The sequence below is a fragment of the Arthrobacter sp. RT-1 genome (assembly GCF_003367205.1).
In the GTDB taxonomy this organism is placed as follows: Bacteria; Actinomycetota; Actinomycetes; order Actinomycetales; family Micrococcaceae; genus Arthrobacter.
Genome location: NZ_QRGQ01000019.1, coordinates 25,384 through 42,291, shown reverse-complemented (window position 1 = coordinate 42,291; position 16,908 = coordinate 25,384). Strand labels below are relative to the sequence as shown.

At 65.0% G+C, this 16,908-nt stretch carries 14 protein-coding genes; 12 read left to right on the top strand and 2 right to left on the bottom strand.

The features are described 5' to 3' along the window. Positions 1-60 precede the first annotated feature (60 nt). The 6 genes from DXK94_RS14885 (at position 61) to rsmD (ending at position 7,884) form a co-directional block, all read left to right on the top strand. Positions 61-1,314, top strand: a complete 1,254-nt coding sequence (locus DXK94_RS14885; RefSeq protein WP_181884842.1) for a hypothetical protein — start codon at positions 61-63, stop codon at positions 1,312-1,314. A 191-nt stretch (positions 1,315-1,505) separates the two neighbouring features. Beyond that, positions 1,506-2,783: a hypothetical protein gene (locus DXK94_RS14880; protein WP_220272983.1), complete on the top strand. Its 1,278-nt coding sequence runs from the start codon at positions 1,506-1,508 to the stop codon at positions 2,781-2,783. A 206-nt stretch (positions 2,784-2,989) separates the two neighbouring features. Next, complete coding sequence (gene thiL / locus DXK94_RS14875) at positions 2,990-3,940, top strand: thiamine-phosphate kinase (protein WP_258868564.1); 951 nt, start codon at positions 2,990-2,992, stop codon at positions 3,938-3,940. 22 nt (positions 3,941-3,962) lie between these two features. Continuing rightward, entirely contained in the window at positions 3,963-4,949 is a 987-nt protein-coding gene (locus DXK94_RS14870) for a DAK2 domain-containing protein (protein WP_079598944.1), read from the top strand. Beyond that, complete coding sequence (locus tag DXK94_RS14865) at positions 4,939-7,212, top strand: ATP-dependent DNA helicase RecG (protein ID WP_079598979.1); 2,274 nt, start codon at positions 4,939-4,941, stop codon at positions 7,210-7,212. Before DXK94_RS14870 ends, DXK94_RS14865 begins: the two co-directional genes overlap by 11 nt. Positions 7,213-7,254: 42 nt before the next feature. Next, positions 7,255-7,884 carry a 16S rRNA (guanine(966)-N(2))-methyltransferase RsmD gene (gene rsmD / locus DXK94_RS14860; protein WP_079598980.1) on the top strand — a complete coding sequence of 210 codons (630 nt, stop codon included), beginning with the start codon at positions 7,255-7,257 and terminating at the stop codon, positions 7,882-7,884. 44 nt (positions 7,885-7,928) lie between these two features. Here the strand turns inward: rsmD and DXK94_RS14855 are convergent, their stop codons facing one another. Then, positions 7,929-8,717 (bottom strand): spermidine synthase, encoded by a 789-nt coding sequence (locus DXK94_RS14855; RefSeq protein WP_115525563.1) that lies wholly within the window; start codon positions 8,715-8,717, stop codon positions 7,929-7,931. Further along, a complete protein-coding gene (locus DXK94_RS14850; protein ID WP_258868561.1) occupies positions 8,717-9,946 on the bottom strand; it encodes an aminotransferase class I/II-fold pyridoxal phosphate-dependent enzyme in 1,230 nt (409 codons plus the stop codon). Before DXK94_RS14850 ends, DXK94_RS14855 begins: the two co-directional genes overlap by 1 nt. A gap of 43 nt (positions 9,947-9,989) precedes the next feature. On the opposite strand from DXK94_RS14850, the gene coaD reads away from it, so the two are divergent. From coaD to smc, 6 genes are all read left to right on the top strand, one after another. After that, a complete protein-coding gene (coaD, locus tag DXK94_RS14845; RefSeq protein WP_079598947.1) occupies positions 9,990-10,490 on the top strand; it encodes a pantetheine-phosphate adenylyltransferase in 501 nt (166 codons plus the stop codon). Positions 10,491-10,612: 122 nt separating this feature from the next. Further along, positions 10,613-11,137: a DUF177 domain-containing protein gene (locus DXK94_RS14840; protein ID WP_115525561.1), complete on the top strand. Its 525-nt coding sequence runs from the start codon at positions 10,613-10,615 to the stop codon at positions 11,135-11,137. 36 nt (positions 11,138-11,173) lie between these two features. Next, positions 11,174-11,377 carry a 50S ribosomal protein L32 gene (gene rpmF / locus DXK94_RS14835; protein ID WP_009356569.1) on the top strand — a complete coding sequence of 68 codons (204 nt, stop codon included), beginning with the start codon at positions 11,174-11,176 and terminating at the stop codon, positions 11,375-11,377. Between the two features lie 21 nt (positions 11,378-11,398). Continuing rightward, entirely contained in the window at positions 11,399-12,127 is a 729-nt protein-coding gene (rnc, locus tag DXK94_RS14830) for a ribonuclease III (protein ID WP_115525560.1), read from the top strand. 5 nt (positions 12,128-12,132) lie between these two features. Further along, positions 12,133-13,104: a bifunctional DNA-formamidopyrimidine glycosylase/DNA-(apurinic or apyrimidinic site) lyase gene (gene mutM, locus DXK94_RS14825; RefSeq protein ID WP_115525559.1), complete on the top strand. Its 972-nt coding sequence runs from the start codon at positions 12,133-12,135 to the stop codon at positions 13,102-13,104. 171 nt (positions 13,105-13,275) lie between these two features. Further along, the gene (smc, locus tag DXK94_RS14820; RefSeq protein WP_115525558.1) at positions 13,276-16,863 is read left to right on the top strand and encodes a chromosome segregation protein SMC; all 3,588 of its coding nucleotides are present in this window, start codon (positions 13,276-13,278) and stop codon (positions 16,861-16,863) included. The last annotated feature ends 45 nt before the right edge of the window (positions 16,864-16,908 follow it).

Genomic DNA, 16,908 nt, shown 5'->3' with positions numbered 1-16,908 from the left:
CCGGTGAGGAGCCGCATACTGAAGGCAGCCAGTCTGCTGGGCGCCGCTTGTGTCCTGACAATGATCGCGTGGGGCCGGCTACCGACCCTGACGGGGGAGACCGTGTGGGCCGAGGACGGCGGAGTGTTCCTCCGGGACGTTTTGCGGGCTGGACACCTTCAAAGCATTTTTCTGCCTTATGACGGCTACTTGCACGTCCTGCCCAGGCTCCTGGCCAGCATCTCCCACGCCTTTGTTCCGTTGGAGGGCTACGCCATTGCCATGTCGCTGCTGAGTTGTGCTGTGGTGGCAGGGATATCAATTGGTGTTTTCCACTTGGCCCGCGTACTGACCGAATCAGTATCAGTCCGCCTCATGATCGCCGTAATTCCGATCCTGTTGCCGATTGGTCCGAACGAAGTCCTGGGAAATGCAGCCAATCTGCACTGGTACCTGCTGTGGCTGGCGCCCTGGCTCCTGCTGAAGAAGCCAGCCAACCCGGCGGCCGGTGCCGTGCTTTTCGTGCTTTCCTTCCTGACTGCAGCTAGCGAAATTATCAGCGGCATGTTCTTGCCCCTCGCTGTTTGGGTTGCTTGGAAGCGACGGAGCTACGCAGCACCCGCGGGACTGCTGCTCGGCCTGATTCTCCAAGTCCTGACAACCCTCGTCAACCCGAGGTTCAATGGGGCTGCACCTCCCACCGACGCAGTCGACAAGTTGTCAGTCCTGATGGGATACGTGCTGCTGCCCATCGGATCGATCTGGCATCCGGACAGCAGGACCTTGGCATCTGGAATTGTGAACTTCGGTTCGTGGGTCCTTGTTATCCCGACTTTGCTGTTTATCGGGCTGCTGGCGTTTGTAGTGGCAAAAGGCACCACAGTTCTGAAATTCGGGGCGGTGGTTGCCATTGCAGCTTCCGGATTGTGTTGGGCGGCATCAGTAGTTTTGAGCGGAAATACCATGTTCAACTACGCCGCTTATGCGGAATCAGATTGGGCCAACAGCTTTACGTACATACGCTATGCGGCTGCCCCTGGGATGTTCCTTCTCCTGCTGGTTCCACTGGCCGTCGCCACTGCCGTGCAGAATGGGCACATCAGTCGCGGCAACGTCCCCTTCTTTGCGGGGATTTTCGTCATATTTCTCCTCATCAGCTACTTTCCCACTGCCACAACCCGTCAAACGGGCCCTGCGTGGGCACCGGGAGTAGACGCAGCCCGCACGGCCTGCAGCAACGACAGAGCTTTGGCCTCTGCAGTGGTGGTAGTCGCACCTGCTACCTGGAAGTTCGCGCAGGTCGAAATCGCTTGCCCGGAATTGCGAAGTAAGTGAAAGGTGTAACGGCCAAGCCCATGGGCTGGCTCCTGTGTTCCACTTCGCCTGACTAGCGCGTGGCCCGTGTCGGTTTCTTCTCCTTATAAGCTGGTTCCATCATGAATAACACTGCTGTTGCTGCGCCAGGCCACCGGCTAAATCCAGAGAAAAAGGCCAAACGGTCCTACCGTGTACGCAGTCTGAGGGCCGTGAGCGTGGCGGCGGCGGTGATAGGGCTAACCTTTGTGACGTGGTTCCGCCTTCCTGAAGTATCCCGTGGGACTCTTTGGGCCGAGGATGCCGCTGTTTTCCTGGCAGAGACAATATCCGTCGGGTCCTGGCAAAGCATCGTTGAGCCGTACGCGGGTTATCTTCACACGATTCCGCGGATTGTATCTGCCATTGCCTACACAGCCGGCCCCATCGAGGGGTATGCGATGCTTGTTACTTTCCTCAGTTGCATGACGGTTGCAGCCATAGCAACAGGCACGTACTTTTTGTCCGGGCAGCTTTTCCAGCACAAAAGCTATCGCCTGATGGTGGCGCTCATCCCGGTCCTCGTACCTGTTGGGCCGCTTGAAGTTTTGGGAAACGCGGCAAACCTCCATTGGTATCTGCTCTGGCTTTGCCCATGGCTGCTGATTTTTGAGCCCCGCACCTGGCCCGTGCGTGCCGTCCTTTTTGTTGCCACGCTGGCAGCTGCCACGACTGAAATTATCGTAGGAATCTTCCTGCCATTGGCGATCTGGGAGATCGTCAAAAGGAAGAATTATGCCGCGCCGGCCGCGCTCATTCTTGGCATCGGCCTGCAGTTTCTGGCCACGGTCGCAAACCCGCGTTACTCCGAAGCTCCCCGTCTCGATTCGATGGACCCTTTGTCAGTCATCTACGGGTTCCTCCTGCAGCCGGTTGGATCCATCTGGGAGACGGATGCGGACACAATGGCACTCAATGTTGTGACATTCGGTGGGTTTGCTGTGGCCATTCCCATCATCGTCATTTTCGGACTGCTCGCGTACATCTTGACGTACGGTCGGGCACAGTGGAAGGTGACTGCCTTGTATGCCCTCGCCGCCGCTGCATCCTGCTGGGCTGCCGCAACGGTACTCAATCCGTCACCGGAACTCGATTTCGCCAACTTTTCCAAAGATGATTGGCTGTCAAAATTCACGTTTTTCCGCTACGCGGCCGCACCCTCCATGTTCTTGCTCGCACTGGTTCCCATAGCCTGCGCAGTGGCGGAAGACAAAGGGGTAATCGGTCCTAACAAGACCAGGTACCTCGCGCCTGTCCTGCTGGCGGTCTTTCTCTCCAACAGCTACCTGCAGGCTACGCCTGTCCGGCAAACCGGCCCCGAGTGGATGACAGGTGTCCAGACCGCTACCGTCCAGTGCGCCGCGGACCCGTCGCTGACTGAGGCGGTTATCCCCGTTACGCCGGCAAACTGGCAGGTAGCTGTTCCTTGCAGGCTCCTACCGGGCAAGTAGCTAAGTCGACTCGGGGCCTCAATGTCGGTGCCGCGCTGTAGCGTAGTGCCGTGCCAGAAAAGCCCATGAGCAGCAGTGAACAGACCCGCACTGACGGGATATCCGCAGGCCAGGCCGGCCCGGACGGGTCCGGACCGGGACAGCAGCCGGCGGTTGCTGACCTCTCCGAAGCCGAACTGCTGGCCCGGATCTTTCCCCGGCTTTCCATGGCAGGGGCCCACTCCGCAGCCACCCTCCTTGGCCCGGGGGACGACGCCGCCGTGGTGGCTGCCCCTGACGGAAAGACTGTCATCAGCATTGACACCCAGGTTGAAGACCAGGACTTCCGCCTTCGCTGGTCCAATGGTTACCGCACCACCGGCTTTGACGTGGGGTGGAAAGCGGCAGCGCAAAACCTGAGCGACATCAACGCCATGGGGGCAACGGCAACGTCCATGGTGGTCAGCCTCACCTTGCCGCCGGACACTCCCGTCAGCTGGGTTGAAGGCGTGGCGGACGGCCTTACAGCGGGCATCAGGGAACTCGGGGCGGACAGCTGCTCGGTGGCGGGCGGCGACCTGGGCCGCGGGCGGGAAATCTCTGTCACCGTGGCCGTGGTGGGCACCCTTCATGGGGGAGAGGCGGTCCTCCGCTCCGGCGCGCGCCCGGGTGACATCCTGGCGCTGGCAGGCACTGCCGGGCATGCCGCCGCAGGCCTGGCCCTTCTTGAATCCCCCATGAACGTGGAACTCCTCACCCCGGAGCAGCGCGTCTTCCTTGACCTCCAGTGCCGGCCGCGGCCACCGCTCGCCGCAGGGCCGGCCGCCAGGGAAGCCGGAGCGACAGCCATGCTGGACGTTTCGGACGGACTGCTGCGCGATGGCCGGCGCATGGCGGTTGCCAGCAATGTCGGCATCGACCTCGACCCTGGACACTTGGCGCGCCTGGCAGCGGTGTTGCATCCGGCAGCGGAGCTGCTGGGCATGGACGCAGCGGGATGGGTGTTGGGCGGCGGCGAGGACCACGGGCTCCTCGCCACATTCCCGCCGGGCTTCCGGCTGCCTGCGGGATTCACTGCGATAGGCTCGGTACAAGCACTGGGAATCGATGAAGGCCCGGGCGTCATGATTGCGGGCCGGTCCGCGGACACCGGGGGATGGGATCACTTTGCACACTAAGGTTGCCGCCAACGCGCAAGCGATGAAGAGGTGGTTGGGCAAGGCTGAGACGGCCCTGGGCAACCACAGCGACCGCCTGAACGCCATCAATATCTTCCCGGTGGCGGATGGGGACACAGGAACCAACCTCTACCTGACGGTACGTGCCGCGGCCCGGGCCCTTGCCACCAGCGGAGACCAGCCGGTCCAGATGGACGTCGGCGCCGTGCTGGCCACAGCCGGCCAGGCCGCCCTCGAAGAGGCAAGGGGAAACTCCGGCACGCTGTTCTCTGTGTTCCTGTGCGCCGCTGCCGAACCGCTCGCGGGCCATACCCGGCTGACGTCCACGCTGTTGGCGGCCGCCCTGAACCGGGCCCAGATCCGTGCCTGGTCCGCCCTCAGCGACCCCGTTCCAGGCACCATGCTTTCCGTGATGGAAGCTGCGGCACGCGCAGCAGCGGCCGTGGATGCCGGGCAAAACGGAGATGACAGCAACCACGCCCTGGGCCTTGTGCTGGACGCCGCCGTCGAAGCGGCACTCACGGCCGTCATCCACACCGAGGACCAGCTTGACGCACTCACCAGCGCGCATGTGGTGGACGCCGGCGGAGTGGGCATGCTCCTGATCCTTGACTGCCTGCGCTCCGCGGTACTGGGCGAGGAACTGCAGAGCGAACTCCTTGACGGCCTCCACGGGTATGACGTCGCCGATCCGCACATCCACACGGACATGCCGGACGACGACGGTGTGGAGGTCATGTGCACCATCAGCCTTTCACCCCTGAATGCCGCCACACTCCGGCAACGGCTGGACGAGATCGGCGAGTCGGTCATCATGAGCCAGGTGGGGAGCGGCATGGATGCCGACGGGAACTACCGGTGGCGGGTGCACGTCCACGTCCCCGACCCCGACCCCGCGGTCGCTATCATCAGATCCCTGGGGGAACCCTCCCAGATCAGCATCAGCGAACTCGCGCTGCCGCGTGATCCGGACACGGACGCAGTGAACTCCAGTGGGCATGAACGCTGAGCTGGACCTGGGCCTGGAACGCCGCATCGGAAAACGTTCCGCCGCCGTCATCGAGAAGCACCTGGGCATCACCACGGTGGAAGAACTGCTGAACTACTTTCCCCGCCGGTACCTGACCCGCGGTGAATTGACGCCGATCAGCGAAATCCCGCGCGATGAGGAGGTCACCCTGATCGCCCGGGTCCTGTCCAGCAGCACCCGCACCATGCGGGCGCGCCGCGGCAGCATCACCGACGTCGTGGTTTCGGACGACGACGGCAAGGCAGGCCTCAGGGTGGTAGGCGGGACGGATTACCGGGGCAAGGTCCCCGGGACGCTCAAGATCAGCTTTTTCAACGGATACCGGGCCAAGGCCGAACTGCTGCAGGGACGCCGTGCACTGTTCTCCGGCAAGGTCACCAGCTTCAACGGTGTCCTGGGCCTCACGAACCCCGATTTCCATGTCCTGGACGAGGACCCGTTCAGCGACGGCGGCCAGGATCCGGAGAAGCTGGCGGCCATGCCTATTCCGGTGTACCCCGCCACCGCAAAACTTCCCAGCTGGAAGATCCAGAAGGTCATTACAACACTGCTTGAGACCGTGGACCTCGCTTCGCTTCCGGACCCGGTGCCGCCCAAGGTTGCCGAGCGGGAGAAGTTCCTGTCCCTGGCCCAGGCCTACCGGCTCATCCATGCGCCGGAGACTGCCGCAGACTGGAAGAGGGCCCGGGAACGGCTCCGGTACCACGAAGCCCTGGTCCTGCAGTCCGCGCTCGCCCGGCGCCGGGCCCAACTCGCCTCGGAAGAAGCCACCGCCCGCCGGCCGGTGGCAGACGGGGTCCGGGCCGCTTTCGACAGAAGCCTTCCCTTCACGCTCACAGACGGGCAGGCCGCCGTCGGGAAGACGCTCGCCGCGGAACTGGCCCAGGATACCCCCATGAACCGGCTGCTGCAGGGGGAGGTGGGCTCGGGCAAGACGGTGGTGGCTCTGCGGGCCATGCTGCAGGTGGTTGACGCGGGGGGCCAGGCGGCGCTCCTGGCACCCACGGAAGTCCTCGCCGCCCAGCATTATGACTCGATTCGCCGCACCCTCGGACCGCTCTCCCGGGACGGCCTGCTCGGCGGGCTTGCCGGACCGGACGGCGCATCCGTCCAGGTCACCCTCCTGACCGGGTCCATGCCCACCGCGGCGCGCAAGCAGGCCATGCTGGACGCGGCGTCCGGGACGGCAGGGATTGTGATCGGCACCCACGCCCTGCTCAGCGACAATGTGTCCTTCTACGATCTCGGACTGATCGTGGTGGACGAGCAGCACCGGTTCGGCGTGGAGCAGCGCGATGCCCTTCGTGCCAAGGCCCGAAAGCCCCCGCACCTGCTGGTCATGACTGCCACGCCCATTCCCCGCACTGTTGCCATGACCGTCTTCGGTGACCTGGAGACATCCACCCTCGACGAGCTTCCGAAGGGCAGGGCTCCCATCACCACGCATCTGGTGGGCCTCTCCGAGAACCCGGCCTGGGCAGGGCGCATCTGGGCCCGCGCCCGCGAGGAGATTGACGCCGGTCACCAGGTGTACGTCGTCTGCCCCAAAATCGGCACGGACGACGACGGCGATTTCAGCCCGGGCGAAGCCGAACCGCCCGGCCTTGAGTCGGACGACGCGTCACGCGAACTCGCATCGGTGGCTGCCGTCGTCGAGCACCTTTCGACCGAACCGTCCCTCGCCGGCGTCCCGCTGGCTCCGCTCCACGGGCGCCAGGATCCTGAGGTCAAGTCCGCCACCATGGCAGGGTTCGTCGGCAACAGCGTCAAACTGCTGGTGTCCACCACGGTGATCGAGGTGGGTGTCGACGTGCATAACGCAACGCTTATGGTGATCCTGGATGCCGACCGGTTTGGCATCTCCCAGCTGCACCAGCTCCGGGGGCGCGTGGGCCGCGGCGGCCTGCCCGGAACATGCCTGCTGGTTACGGCCCTGGAGCCCGCTCATCCCAGCCGGCGAAGGCTGGAGGCAGTGGCTGCGACCACGGACGGGTTCATCCTTTCGCAGGAGGACCTGAAGCTGCGCCGTGAGGGTGACATCCTGGGTGCCTCCCAGTCCGGCGGGCGTTCCACCCTGAAACTGCTGCGTGTTCTGGAACACGAGGACGTCATCGCCCGGGCCCGGGAGGACGCGCAGGACATCGTGGGGAAGGATCCCTTCCTGTCCAGCCACCCGGAACTCGCGGATGCCATTAATAAGTACCTCAACCCCGAGAAGGAGGCGTTCCTTGAGCGCGGTTAAGCAGGAGGCCGCAGTGCGCGGCAGTGGATTCAGGTGGAGCACATGACCAGGATCGTCGCGGGTGCCGCCGGCGGCACCCCTCTGTCAGCGGTCCCGGGCTCCCTGACGCGGCCCACTACCGACCGGGTAAAGGAGGCCCTTTTCTCCCGCCTTGACGCCTTTGACGTCGTCGCAGGCGCCCGCGTGCTCGATCTCTACGCCGGGTCGGGTTCGCTGGGGGTGGAGAGCGGCAGCCGTGGAGCCCGGACGGTGGAACTCGTGGAGTCTGACGCCAAGGCCAGCGCTGTCTGCCAGCGGAACGCCGACCTCATCAATGGCGTCCTCGGCCGCAAAGCCGTCACGGTGCACCGTTCCAAGGTCGAGCCGTTCCTGGACCGCGCGGCGCCCGACGACACCTGGGACCTCGTATTCGTCGACCCGCCGTATCCGCTGGAGGAGGAGGCGCTGGCCGCCGTCCTCCAGAAGCTTTCCGCCCACCTGGCACCGGCGGCGGTGGTGGTGGTGGAACGCTCGTCCCGTTCCCCTGAACCGCAATGGCCCGGCGCCCTGGCACGGTTCGCGGAAAAGAAATACGGCGAAACCAGGCTGTGGTTCGCGGAGCCCTTCGTCCCCGACGCCATCGACAGCGATGACGTTCCGGCGGTGGCAGAACCGGAAGGATCCGGGTACTAGCCCCGGCCGGGGGAGCCACCCCGGCCGGGCCACATTCCACACGGTTATCCCGCCAGCGGGTCCAAATCCACTCCTGCCAGCACTTTTGCCGGGTGCGGGCCGCGGGCGGCGAGTTCCGCCGACCACTCCTCCGGCCACGGCACCTGCGTTCCGGCCAGGATGATATTGCCCGGATAGCGTCCCTGGAACATCCCTGCTTCGGCAAAGGCGGCCACATCAGCCATCGCCTGCCGCATCGCCGCCACCTGGCTGCGGACCAGCGTCAGGCCCTGCTCGTCGCCCACATTGACCACCAGCACGCCCCGCGGGCCAAGCCGTGCCCGCACCTCCCGGTAGAACTCCGCACTGGCAATATGGGCCGGGGCCTCGGGCCCGGAAAAGATGTCCAGGATCACGACGTCGAACATCAGGCCGGGGTCGAGCTCACCGAGTGCCTCCCGGGCGTCGCCCGTGATGGTCAGCAGGTCCGTTCCCTCCGGAAGCGGAAGCTGGCGCAGGACAAAGTCCAGCAGCTCACGCTCCAGCTCCACTGCGTACTGCTGCGACCCAGGTCGGGTCGCCTGGATGTAGCGCGCCAGCGTCAGCGCCCCTGCCCCGAGATGGAGTGCCTTCACAGGGACTCCGGGAGGCGCTGCGAGGTCCACCAGATGCCCGATCCGCCGGAGGTATTCGTAGAAGATCTCTTCGGGGTGGGCAAGATTTACGTGCGACTGCTCCGAACCGCCGATGCTGAGCACATAGCTGCCCTCGGTGAACGCGTCCGGTTCGATGGAGGCATGCTGGCCCGTGGTCTGCAGGAACCGTGCAGCCTGCCCCTGGCTCCTGGCGGCCATCAGAGCCTTCCGCTGAGCGTGGCAAGCCGTTCCGCGGCCTCTTCAAGAACTTCGGTCCTTTTGCAGAAGGCGAAACGGAGCAGGCTGCGCGTCCTGGCGGCGCCCTCCGGATGGCAGAACACCGGGACCGGGATTGCGGCCACGCCAATCAGGGCCGGAAGCCGCCTGGCCAGGTCAACGGAGTCTTCGATGCCCAGAGGGGCGGTGTCCACATTGATGAAGTAGGTGCCCTGCGGGGAAAGCACATCAAACCCGGCGGCGGCCAGTCCCTGGCGGAGGATGTTGCGCTTATGCTCCAGGTCCGCGGCGATGCCCGTGTAAAAAGCGTCTGGCAGTGCCAGCCCCGCAGCGATGGCTGCCTGGAACGGCGTCCCGGAGCTGTAGGTGAGGAATTGCTTCACGGTGCGGGCAGCAGCCACGAGCTCGGCGGGACCTGAGAGCCAGCCGATTTTCCAGCCGGTGAGGGAAAAGGTCTTTCCGGCGGATGAGATGGTGATGGTCCGCTCCGCTGCGCCAGGCAGGCATGCCACCGGCAGATGTGAAACACCGAACGTGAGGTGTTCATACACTTCATCGGTGATGATGATGCTGCCGTGTTTCCGGGCGAGGTCCACCACGCGCTGAAGCACGTTCCGGGGAAAGACCGCACCGGTCGGGTTGTGCGGATTGTTCAGCAGCACCACGCGGGTCCGTTCGCTGAAGGCAGCCTCAAGGGCTGCCATGTCCGGCTGGAAGTCCGGGGCAAGCAGCGGCGCCGTCACGTGGGTGGCGCCGGCGAGGCCGATCACTGCTCCGTAGGAATCGTAGAAGGGTTCAAAGGTCAGCACCTCGTCGCCGGGACCGGCAAACGCGAGAAGGGCTGCTGCGATACCTTCCGTGGCGCCGGTGGTGACGATGACCTCTGTGTCCGGGTTCAACGTGAGCCCATAAAAGCGCTCCTGGTGCGCGGCGACGGCTTCGCGCAGCTGCGGGAGGCCTTTGCCGGGCGCGTACTGGTTTGCTCCGGCAGAAATCGCGGCACGGGCTGCCTCCCGGATCTCCAGCGGCCCGTCCTCGTCGGGAAAGCCCTGGCCGAGGTTGATGGCGCCGGTCTGGAGGGCCAAACCGGTCATCTCTTCGAAGATGGTGACACCCAGGGTGCCGTCGGGTGCCAGGAGGTTGGCGCCCAGCGCGGCGCGCTGCCAGGGAGCAGGAGCCAGGGGCGGGGAAAGTTCCCGTGGAGGATGCATCCAGTCATGGTATCCCGGGCTTTTCATGGGGTAGGTTCGGAGCATGAGACGAGCTGTCTGCCCAGGATCCTTCGACCCCATCCACAACGGCCATCTTGAAGTCATCGCACGGGCGGCCGGACTCTTTGACGAAGTCATCGTCGCGATTTCCACCAATTACGCCAAAAAGTACAGGTTCACCCTGGACGAGCGGCTGGAGATGGCACGCGAGACCCTCGCTTCGCTCAAAGGCATCGTGGTTGAGCCGGTGGGGGAGGGCCTGCTGGCCGAATATTGCCGCCAGCGCGGTGTGTCGGCCATCGTCAAGGGGCTTCGGTCGTCCTCGGATTTCGACTACGAGCTGCCCATGGCCACCATGAACCGGCAGCTGAGCGGCGTGGAAACAGTCTTCCTGCCGGCCGAGGCCCACTATGTCCACCTGTCCTCCACGCTGATCAAAGAGGTGGCAGCCCTTGGCGGCAGCGTGTCTGAGTATGTCCCAAGATCCGTCCAACGGAGGATGCTGACTGGCGAGCCTGCACAGGATCAGCTGCCGAGGCGGTAGGCTGGTCCGGTACTTCGGCGCCGCCGGCCGCCGGTTTGAGTCCCCGTGACTCTTCAGGCTAAGATGGTACGTCGGTCATATGTTCAACAGGAGTTCTCATTAAAAGAGATGCTGGTTCGCCCTTGGCGTTCGACGTCAAGGACCTCGGGCGCAGCCCGGGAAGCATGCGGACACTGAAGGAACATGTACCCGCACCAAGTGACCTTGGTGTGGCGCTCATTGGTGTTCAGGAAGGCTCGGATGTCGAGCTGGATCTGAGGCTTGAGGCCGTACACGAAGGAATTCTGGTATCAGGAACCGTCCTCACGGAAGTAACCGGTGAGTGCGGTCGATGCCTGGATCCCCTTGCGTATGACCTTGAGGTCAATGTGCAAGAACTTTTCTTCTATGAAGGTGTTGAGCTTTCGGACGAAGAAGATGATGAAGAGCAACGTCGAGTCGAGCACGATGTAATCGATCTTGAACCGGTGTTGCGGGACGCGGTTGTCACCAACCTGCCGTTCCAGCCGGTGTGCCGGGAAGACTGCCAGGGTCTTTGCTCCGAATGTGGAGTTCGCCTGGAAGACGAGCCGGGGCACCACCACGAGGTCTTGGATCCTCGCTGGGCTGCCCTAGCTGATATGGCTAAGCCTGACCGGCAAAATTGATTTGTACGTGTTTGTCTAGAGAGAAATGAGTTAGCCGTGGCTGTTCCCAAGCGGAAAATGTCTCGCTCGAATACCCGCGCCCGCCGCTCGCAGTGGAAGGCGACCGCCCCCCACCTGGTGAAGACCGTTGAGAACGGCCAGGTTACTTACAGCCTGCCGCACCAGGCTAAAGTCGTCACCGACTCTGCTGGCACTGCGCTGTTCCTTGAGTACAAGGGCCGCAAGGTCGCTGACGTCTAATCGGCCACTAAGGCTGACCAGATGTCTTCAACTGAAGAGCTTCTGAAGCGTCTCGGTGTCACTATTGACGCCGGGACGCTTCGTCTTGCGCTCACACACCGTTCGTACGCCTACGAAAACGGCGGCATTCCCACGAATGAGCGGCTGGAATTCCTCGGCGACTCAATCCTGGGTTTCTCCGTTACTGATGCCCTCTACCGGGACAACCCGGACCTTCCGGAGGGAGACCTGGCAAAGCGCCGCTCAGCCGTGGTCAGCACACGCGCGCTGGCAAACATTGGACGCAGCCTTGGAATTGGCGACTACATCTACCTTGGGCAGGGCGAGAAGCTCACCGAAGGCAAGAACAAGGCGTCCATCCTGGCCGACACCATGGAGGCGCTGATCGGTGCCACCTATGTGTCAAACGATATCGAGACCGCCCGCCAGCTTGTCATGAGGCTCATCGGGCCCCTGCTGAAGGACGCTGCCGTGCTCGGTGCGGGGACAGACTGGAAAACCAGCATCCAGGAGCTTGCCGCCAGCCGCCAGCTGGGCACCATCCACTACGCTGTGGACGGTGCGGGTCCGGACCATGCCCGGACTTTCACGGCAGTCCTGAACATCGGGGGCAAACCCTGCGGCAAGGGCTCCGGACACTCCAAGAAGGAAGCCGAGCAGGAAGCCGCAGCCGATGCCTGGCGCGTCCTTTCCGGAACTGGTCCTTCCGACGCATCCGGCAAGTCCACCGGTTCCGTAGCAGCCAAGTAGGCACCGTGCCGGAACTCCCCGAGGTGGAAGTGGTCCGCCGCGGCCTGGTGAGCTGGGTCCGCGGCCGGAGCATCGAAGCCGTTGATGTACTGGACCCGCGGTCAGTCCGCCGCCACTCCCTCGGGGTCAGGGATTTCATCGGCAACCTCGAAGGCACCACGGTGACCGACGTTGTACGCCGGGGCAAATTCCTCTGGCTGCCGCTTTCGGACAACTCCCAGGCTCAGGAGGGGGCTACCCCCGACGCGTTCGCGCGGCCCGCTGTCGCGCTGATGGCGCACCTGGGCATGAGCGGCCAGCTCCTGATGCAGGACAGCCAGGTCCCGGACGAAAAGCATCTCAAAGTGCGGTTCCGGCTCAGCGCCCGTGATGGGATGCCGAAAGAACTGCGGTTCGTGGACCAGCGGATTTTTGGAGGCCTCTTTGTCACGGCCATGGTGCCCACGGACGACGGCGGCCCGGGCGGCCTGGCTGAATCGCCCCTCCCGCTGATTGCGGAAGAGGCCTCGCATATTGCCCGGGACCCGCTGGATCCGGCCTTCTCCTTCGACCTCTTCTACCGCCGGCTGCGGAAGCGCAAAACGGGGCTTAAACGCGCTCTCCTGGACCAGGGCCTGGTGTCCGGCATCGGTAATATCTACGCCGACGAGGCACTGTGGCGGGCGCGGCTGCACTATGCCCGGCCCACCGAGACACTGCGCAGGGGCGAAGCCGAAAGAGTGGTCAGCAGCGCCCGCGAGGTGATGCTCGATGCACTTGCAGCAGGCGGCACCAGCTTCGACTCCCTCTACGTGAACGTCAACGGGGCCTCCGGATACTTTGACAGGTCCCTGAACGCCTACGGCCGCGAAGGCGAGCCCTGCAAGCGCTGCGCGGCCGCCGGAATCCACGCCACGATCCGCCGTGAGCAGTTCATGAACCGCTCATCGCACACCTGCCCGGTCTGCCAGCCCCGTCCCCGCAACGGACACTGGTAGCCACTCCGTAAGTACGGACGCGATCCCTGGCGGTGGTCCGGTGAACGGCGCGAACCGGGCCGCCGGAGTGCAGGGCGGAAGCCGTGGGAATCCCGTATTTTGGCCGGAGACGAAGTAGATTTAGGGTCTGCGAAAGCAGCCGCTACAGCCACTCAGGAGATCCGAAACGCCTTGCACCTCAAAAGCCTCACCGTCCGGGGGTTCAAGTCTTTTGCGTCCGCCACCACCTTCGACTTTGAGCCGGGCGTCACTGCCGTAGTCGGCCCGAACGGTTCCGGCAAGTCGAATGTGGTGGACGCGCTGGCCTGGGTGATGGGCGAGCAGGGCGCCAAAACCCTCCGCGGCGGCAAGATGGAGGATGTGATCTTCGCCGGCACATCGGGCCGGCCGCCCCTGGGCAGGGCCCACGTTTCGCTGACCATCGACAACACCGACGGTGCCCTGCCGATCGAATACAGCGAAGTCACCATCTCCAGGACCCTGTTCCGCACGGGCGGGTCCGAATACGCCATTAACGGCGCAGGTTGCCGCCTGCTCGACATCCAGGAACTCCTGTCCGATTCGGGCCTCGGCCGGGAAATGCACGTCATCGTGGGGCAGGGACAGCTGGACCGCATCCTGCATGCCACGCCTGAGGACCGGCGGGGCTTCATCGAGGAAGCGGCCGGCATCCTCAAGCACCGCCGGCGCAAAGAACGGACGGTCCGCAAACTCGAGGCGATGCAAGCCAATCTCCAGCGCCTCTCCGACCTCACCGGCGAAATACGGCGCCAGCTCACACCGCTGGGCAAGCAGGCCGAGGTGGCCCGCCGGGCCCAGCGCGTCCAGTTTGACGTCCGGGACGCCCGGGCCCGGCTGCTGGCTGACGACCTTGTCCAGCTGCAGCTTGCCTTGGAACAGGATGTGGCGGACGAAGAGGCTCTCAAGGCCCGGCGGACGGTGGTCAACCAGGAGTTGGAGGAGGGCCGCCGGCAGCAGGCAACGCTTGAGCAGCTGGCGGCGGAGGCCACGCCGGCATTGAACGCCGCCAGGGATACCTGGTACCGGTTGTCGGCGGCGAGGGAGCGGCTTCGTTCCCTCGGCTCGCTCGCCGGGGACCGCAGCCGCCTGCTCGGGTCCGTGGATTCCGCACCACCTCCGGGACGGGATCCGGAACAGCTGGAACGCCAGGCCGCGCGTGTCCGCGAGGAGCTTGCCGAACTCGAACAGTCCATCCTGGACCGGCGGGGCGCCCTGGAATCCGCCACTGCCGTAAAGGTCCAGGCCGAACGGGATGCCCATGCCGAAGATCAGCGGCTTACCGCGGAACTGCGGGCCGTGGCGGACCGGCGCGAGGGGCTGGCCCGCCTGGCAGGACAAGTGGCGGCGGCCAGGTCGCGGGTCGAATCCGCGCAGGCCGAGCTGGGCAGGCTGCGGGAATCGGTGGCCGCCGGTGCCGAGCGCCGTGCCCGCGCACAGGCCGAATTCACAGCCCTGGAAAACCAGGTGGCAGGAGTTGAAGAGGGCGAGGAATCGCTCGATGCCGACTACGAGGCCGCAAGCGCTGCCCTGGACGGCGTCCTCAGCGAAATCTCGGACCTGAAGGCAGCCATCAACGAGGGGATCCGCAAGCGTGACGCCCTGGCAGCCCGCCGTGATGCGTTGAAGCTCGGGCTGGACCGCAAGGACGGCGCCAGGCATGTCCTGCAGTCCGGAATCCCCGGCGTTCACGCAAGCCTCGCCGCGGAACTCGCGGTGGAGTCCGGATTCGAAACGGCGGTCGCCGCCGCCCTGGGGGAGGCATCGGAGGCGATTGTTGTACAGGATCCGTCCACGGCCGCCGAGGTACTGCAGCGGCTCAACGACGACGACGCCGGCCGGGCGTCACTCCTCATCGCTTCCGCGGCGGGCACTGACCTGCAGGACACAACCCTGCCTGACCTGCACGGGGAAGCCCAATGGGCCGCGGCCTTGGTGTCCGGCGACGGCAGGTCCCTGGCACTGGTCAGGCACCTGCTGTCCCGTACCGCCGTCGTTCCCGACATTGAAGGCGCCGCCGCACTGGTGGCGGCGCAGCCCGGCCTCACGGCCGTTACCCGCGCGGGGGACATTTTCACAGCGCTGTCAGTTACGGGAGGCTCGGCCAGGACGCCGTCACTGCTTGAAGTCCAGGCCGCCGTGGACGACGCCGACAGACAGCTTTCGGCGGTGACCACCGCGATGGAACAAAACAGGTTCGCCCTGGCAGGCGCTGAAGCCAGGCGCGCCGAGGCGCAGGAACGGGCCGACGCGGCCCTGGACAAGCTCCACGAGTCCGACGCGAGGCTCGCGGCAGTGGCGGAACGCCTCGGCCACCTTAACTCCCTGCTGCGCAGCGCCGTCGGCGAAAGTGACAGGCTGGCGGCTTCGTTGGTCCGTGCCGAGGCAAACGTTGTGGCGGAGGAAGAAGCGCTCGCCGCCGTCGCTGCCCGCCTGGCGGCGGCTCAGGAGGTGCCCCTGGAGCAGGAGCCGTCAACTGAACACCGGGACGCTTTGGCCCGGACGGCGTCCCAGGCCCGCGCCGCCGAAGTGGAGGCGCGGCTGTCCCTGCGGAGCGCCGAGGAACAGCTTTCTGCCACCCGCAACCGCGTGGCATCGCTGGAACGTGCTGCCGCCACGGAACGCCGGGCCCGCGAGGAAGCGGCCGAACGGGCCCGCCGCCGTCGCGTCCAGGCCCGGCGCGCAGCGGCAGTTTCGGCAGCCGTAGGCCTCGCACTCCGCCACGTGGACATCTCCGTTGACCTTGCACGGCACGAGCGGGACCTCGCCGAGGAGAACCGTGAGCTGCGGGACCGGGGGCTAAAGGAAATCCGGAACGCGAATGAGGCGCTGGCCCGGGAGCTTTCCGACCTTACGGACAACGTGCACCGGGACGAGCTGGCCCGTGCCCAACAGCGCGCACGGATCGAGGCGCTGGAGACGCGCTCCATTGATGAACTGGGGATCACCCCCGACGCCCTGGTGGACGAGTTCGGGCCTCACGTGCCTGTTCCGGTTCCCGCGGACGAAAGCGCCGACAAATGGGCCGCCCTTCGCGCGCCCGTTGATGCCGGCGGAGAAGAGATCAGGGAGGGCAAGCCCTACGACCGCCCGGAGCAGGAGAAGCGCCTGCGGAAAGCCGAGCGGGATCTTGCCAGCCTCGGCAAGGTGAACCCCCTGGCGCTGGAGGAGTTCGCCGCGCTGGAAGAGCGGCACCAGTTCCTCAGCACACAGCTTGAGGACCTCAAAGCCAGCCGCAAGGACCTGCTGGACATCATCAAGGAAGTGGATGACAGGGTCCAGCGGGTCTTCACGGAAGCCTTCGAAGACACCCAGGCCCAGTTCGTCAGGGTTTTCGAACGGCTCTTTCCCGGCGGCGAGGGACGGCTGGTCCTCACGGATCCCGCGGACATGCTCACCACGGGCATCGAGGTGGAGGCCCGCCCCGCCGGCAAGAAAATCAAACGGCTCTCGCTGCTGTCCGGCGGTGAACGGTCGCTGACCGCAGTGGCACTGCTGGTGGCGATCTTCAAGGCGCGGCCGTCCCCGTTCTATGTGATGGACGAGGTGGAGGCCGCCCTGGATGACACCAACCTCGGCAGGCTCATCACCATCTTCGAGGAACTGCGGGAATCCAGCCAGCTCATTGTGATCACCCACCAGAAGCGCACCATGGAAGTGGCGGACGCCCTCTACGGCGTCACAATGCGGGGCGACGGCGTTTCCACCGTTATCAGCCAGCGGCTCGGCGCCGAGGTGTAGGCACGGGATCCTGGCGGCGTCGGGGCAGGTCAAGCGTCCCCAGCC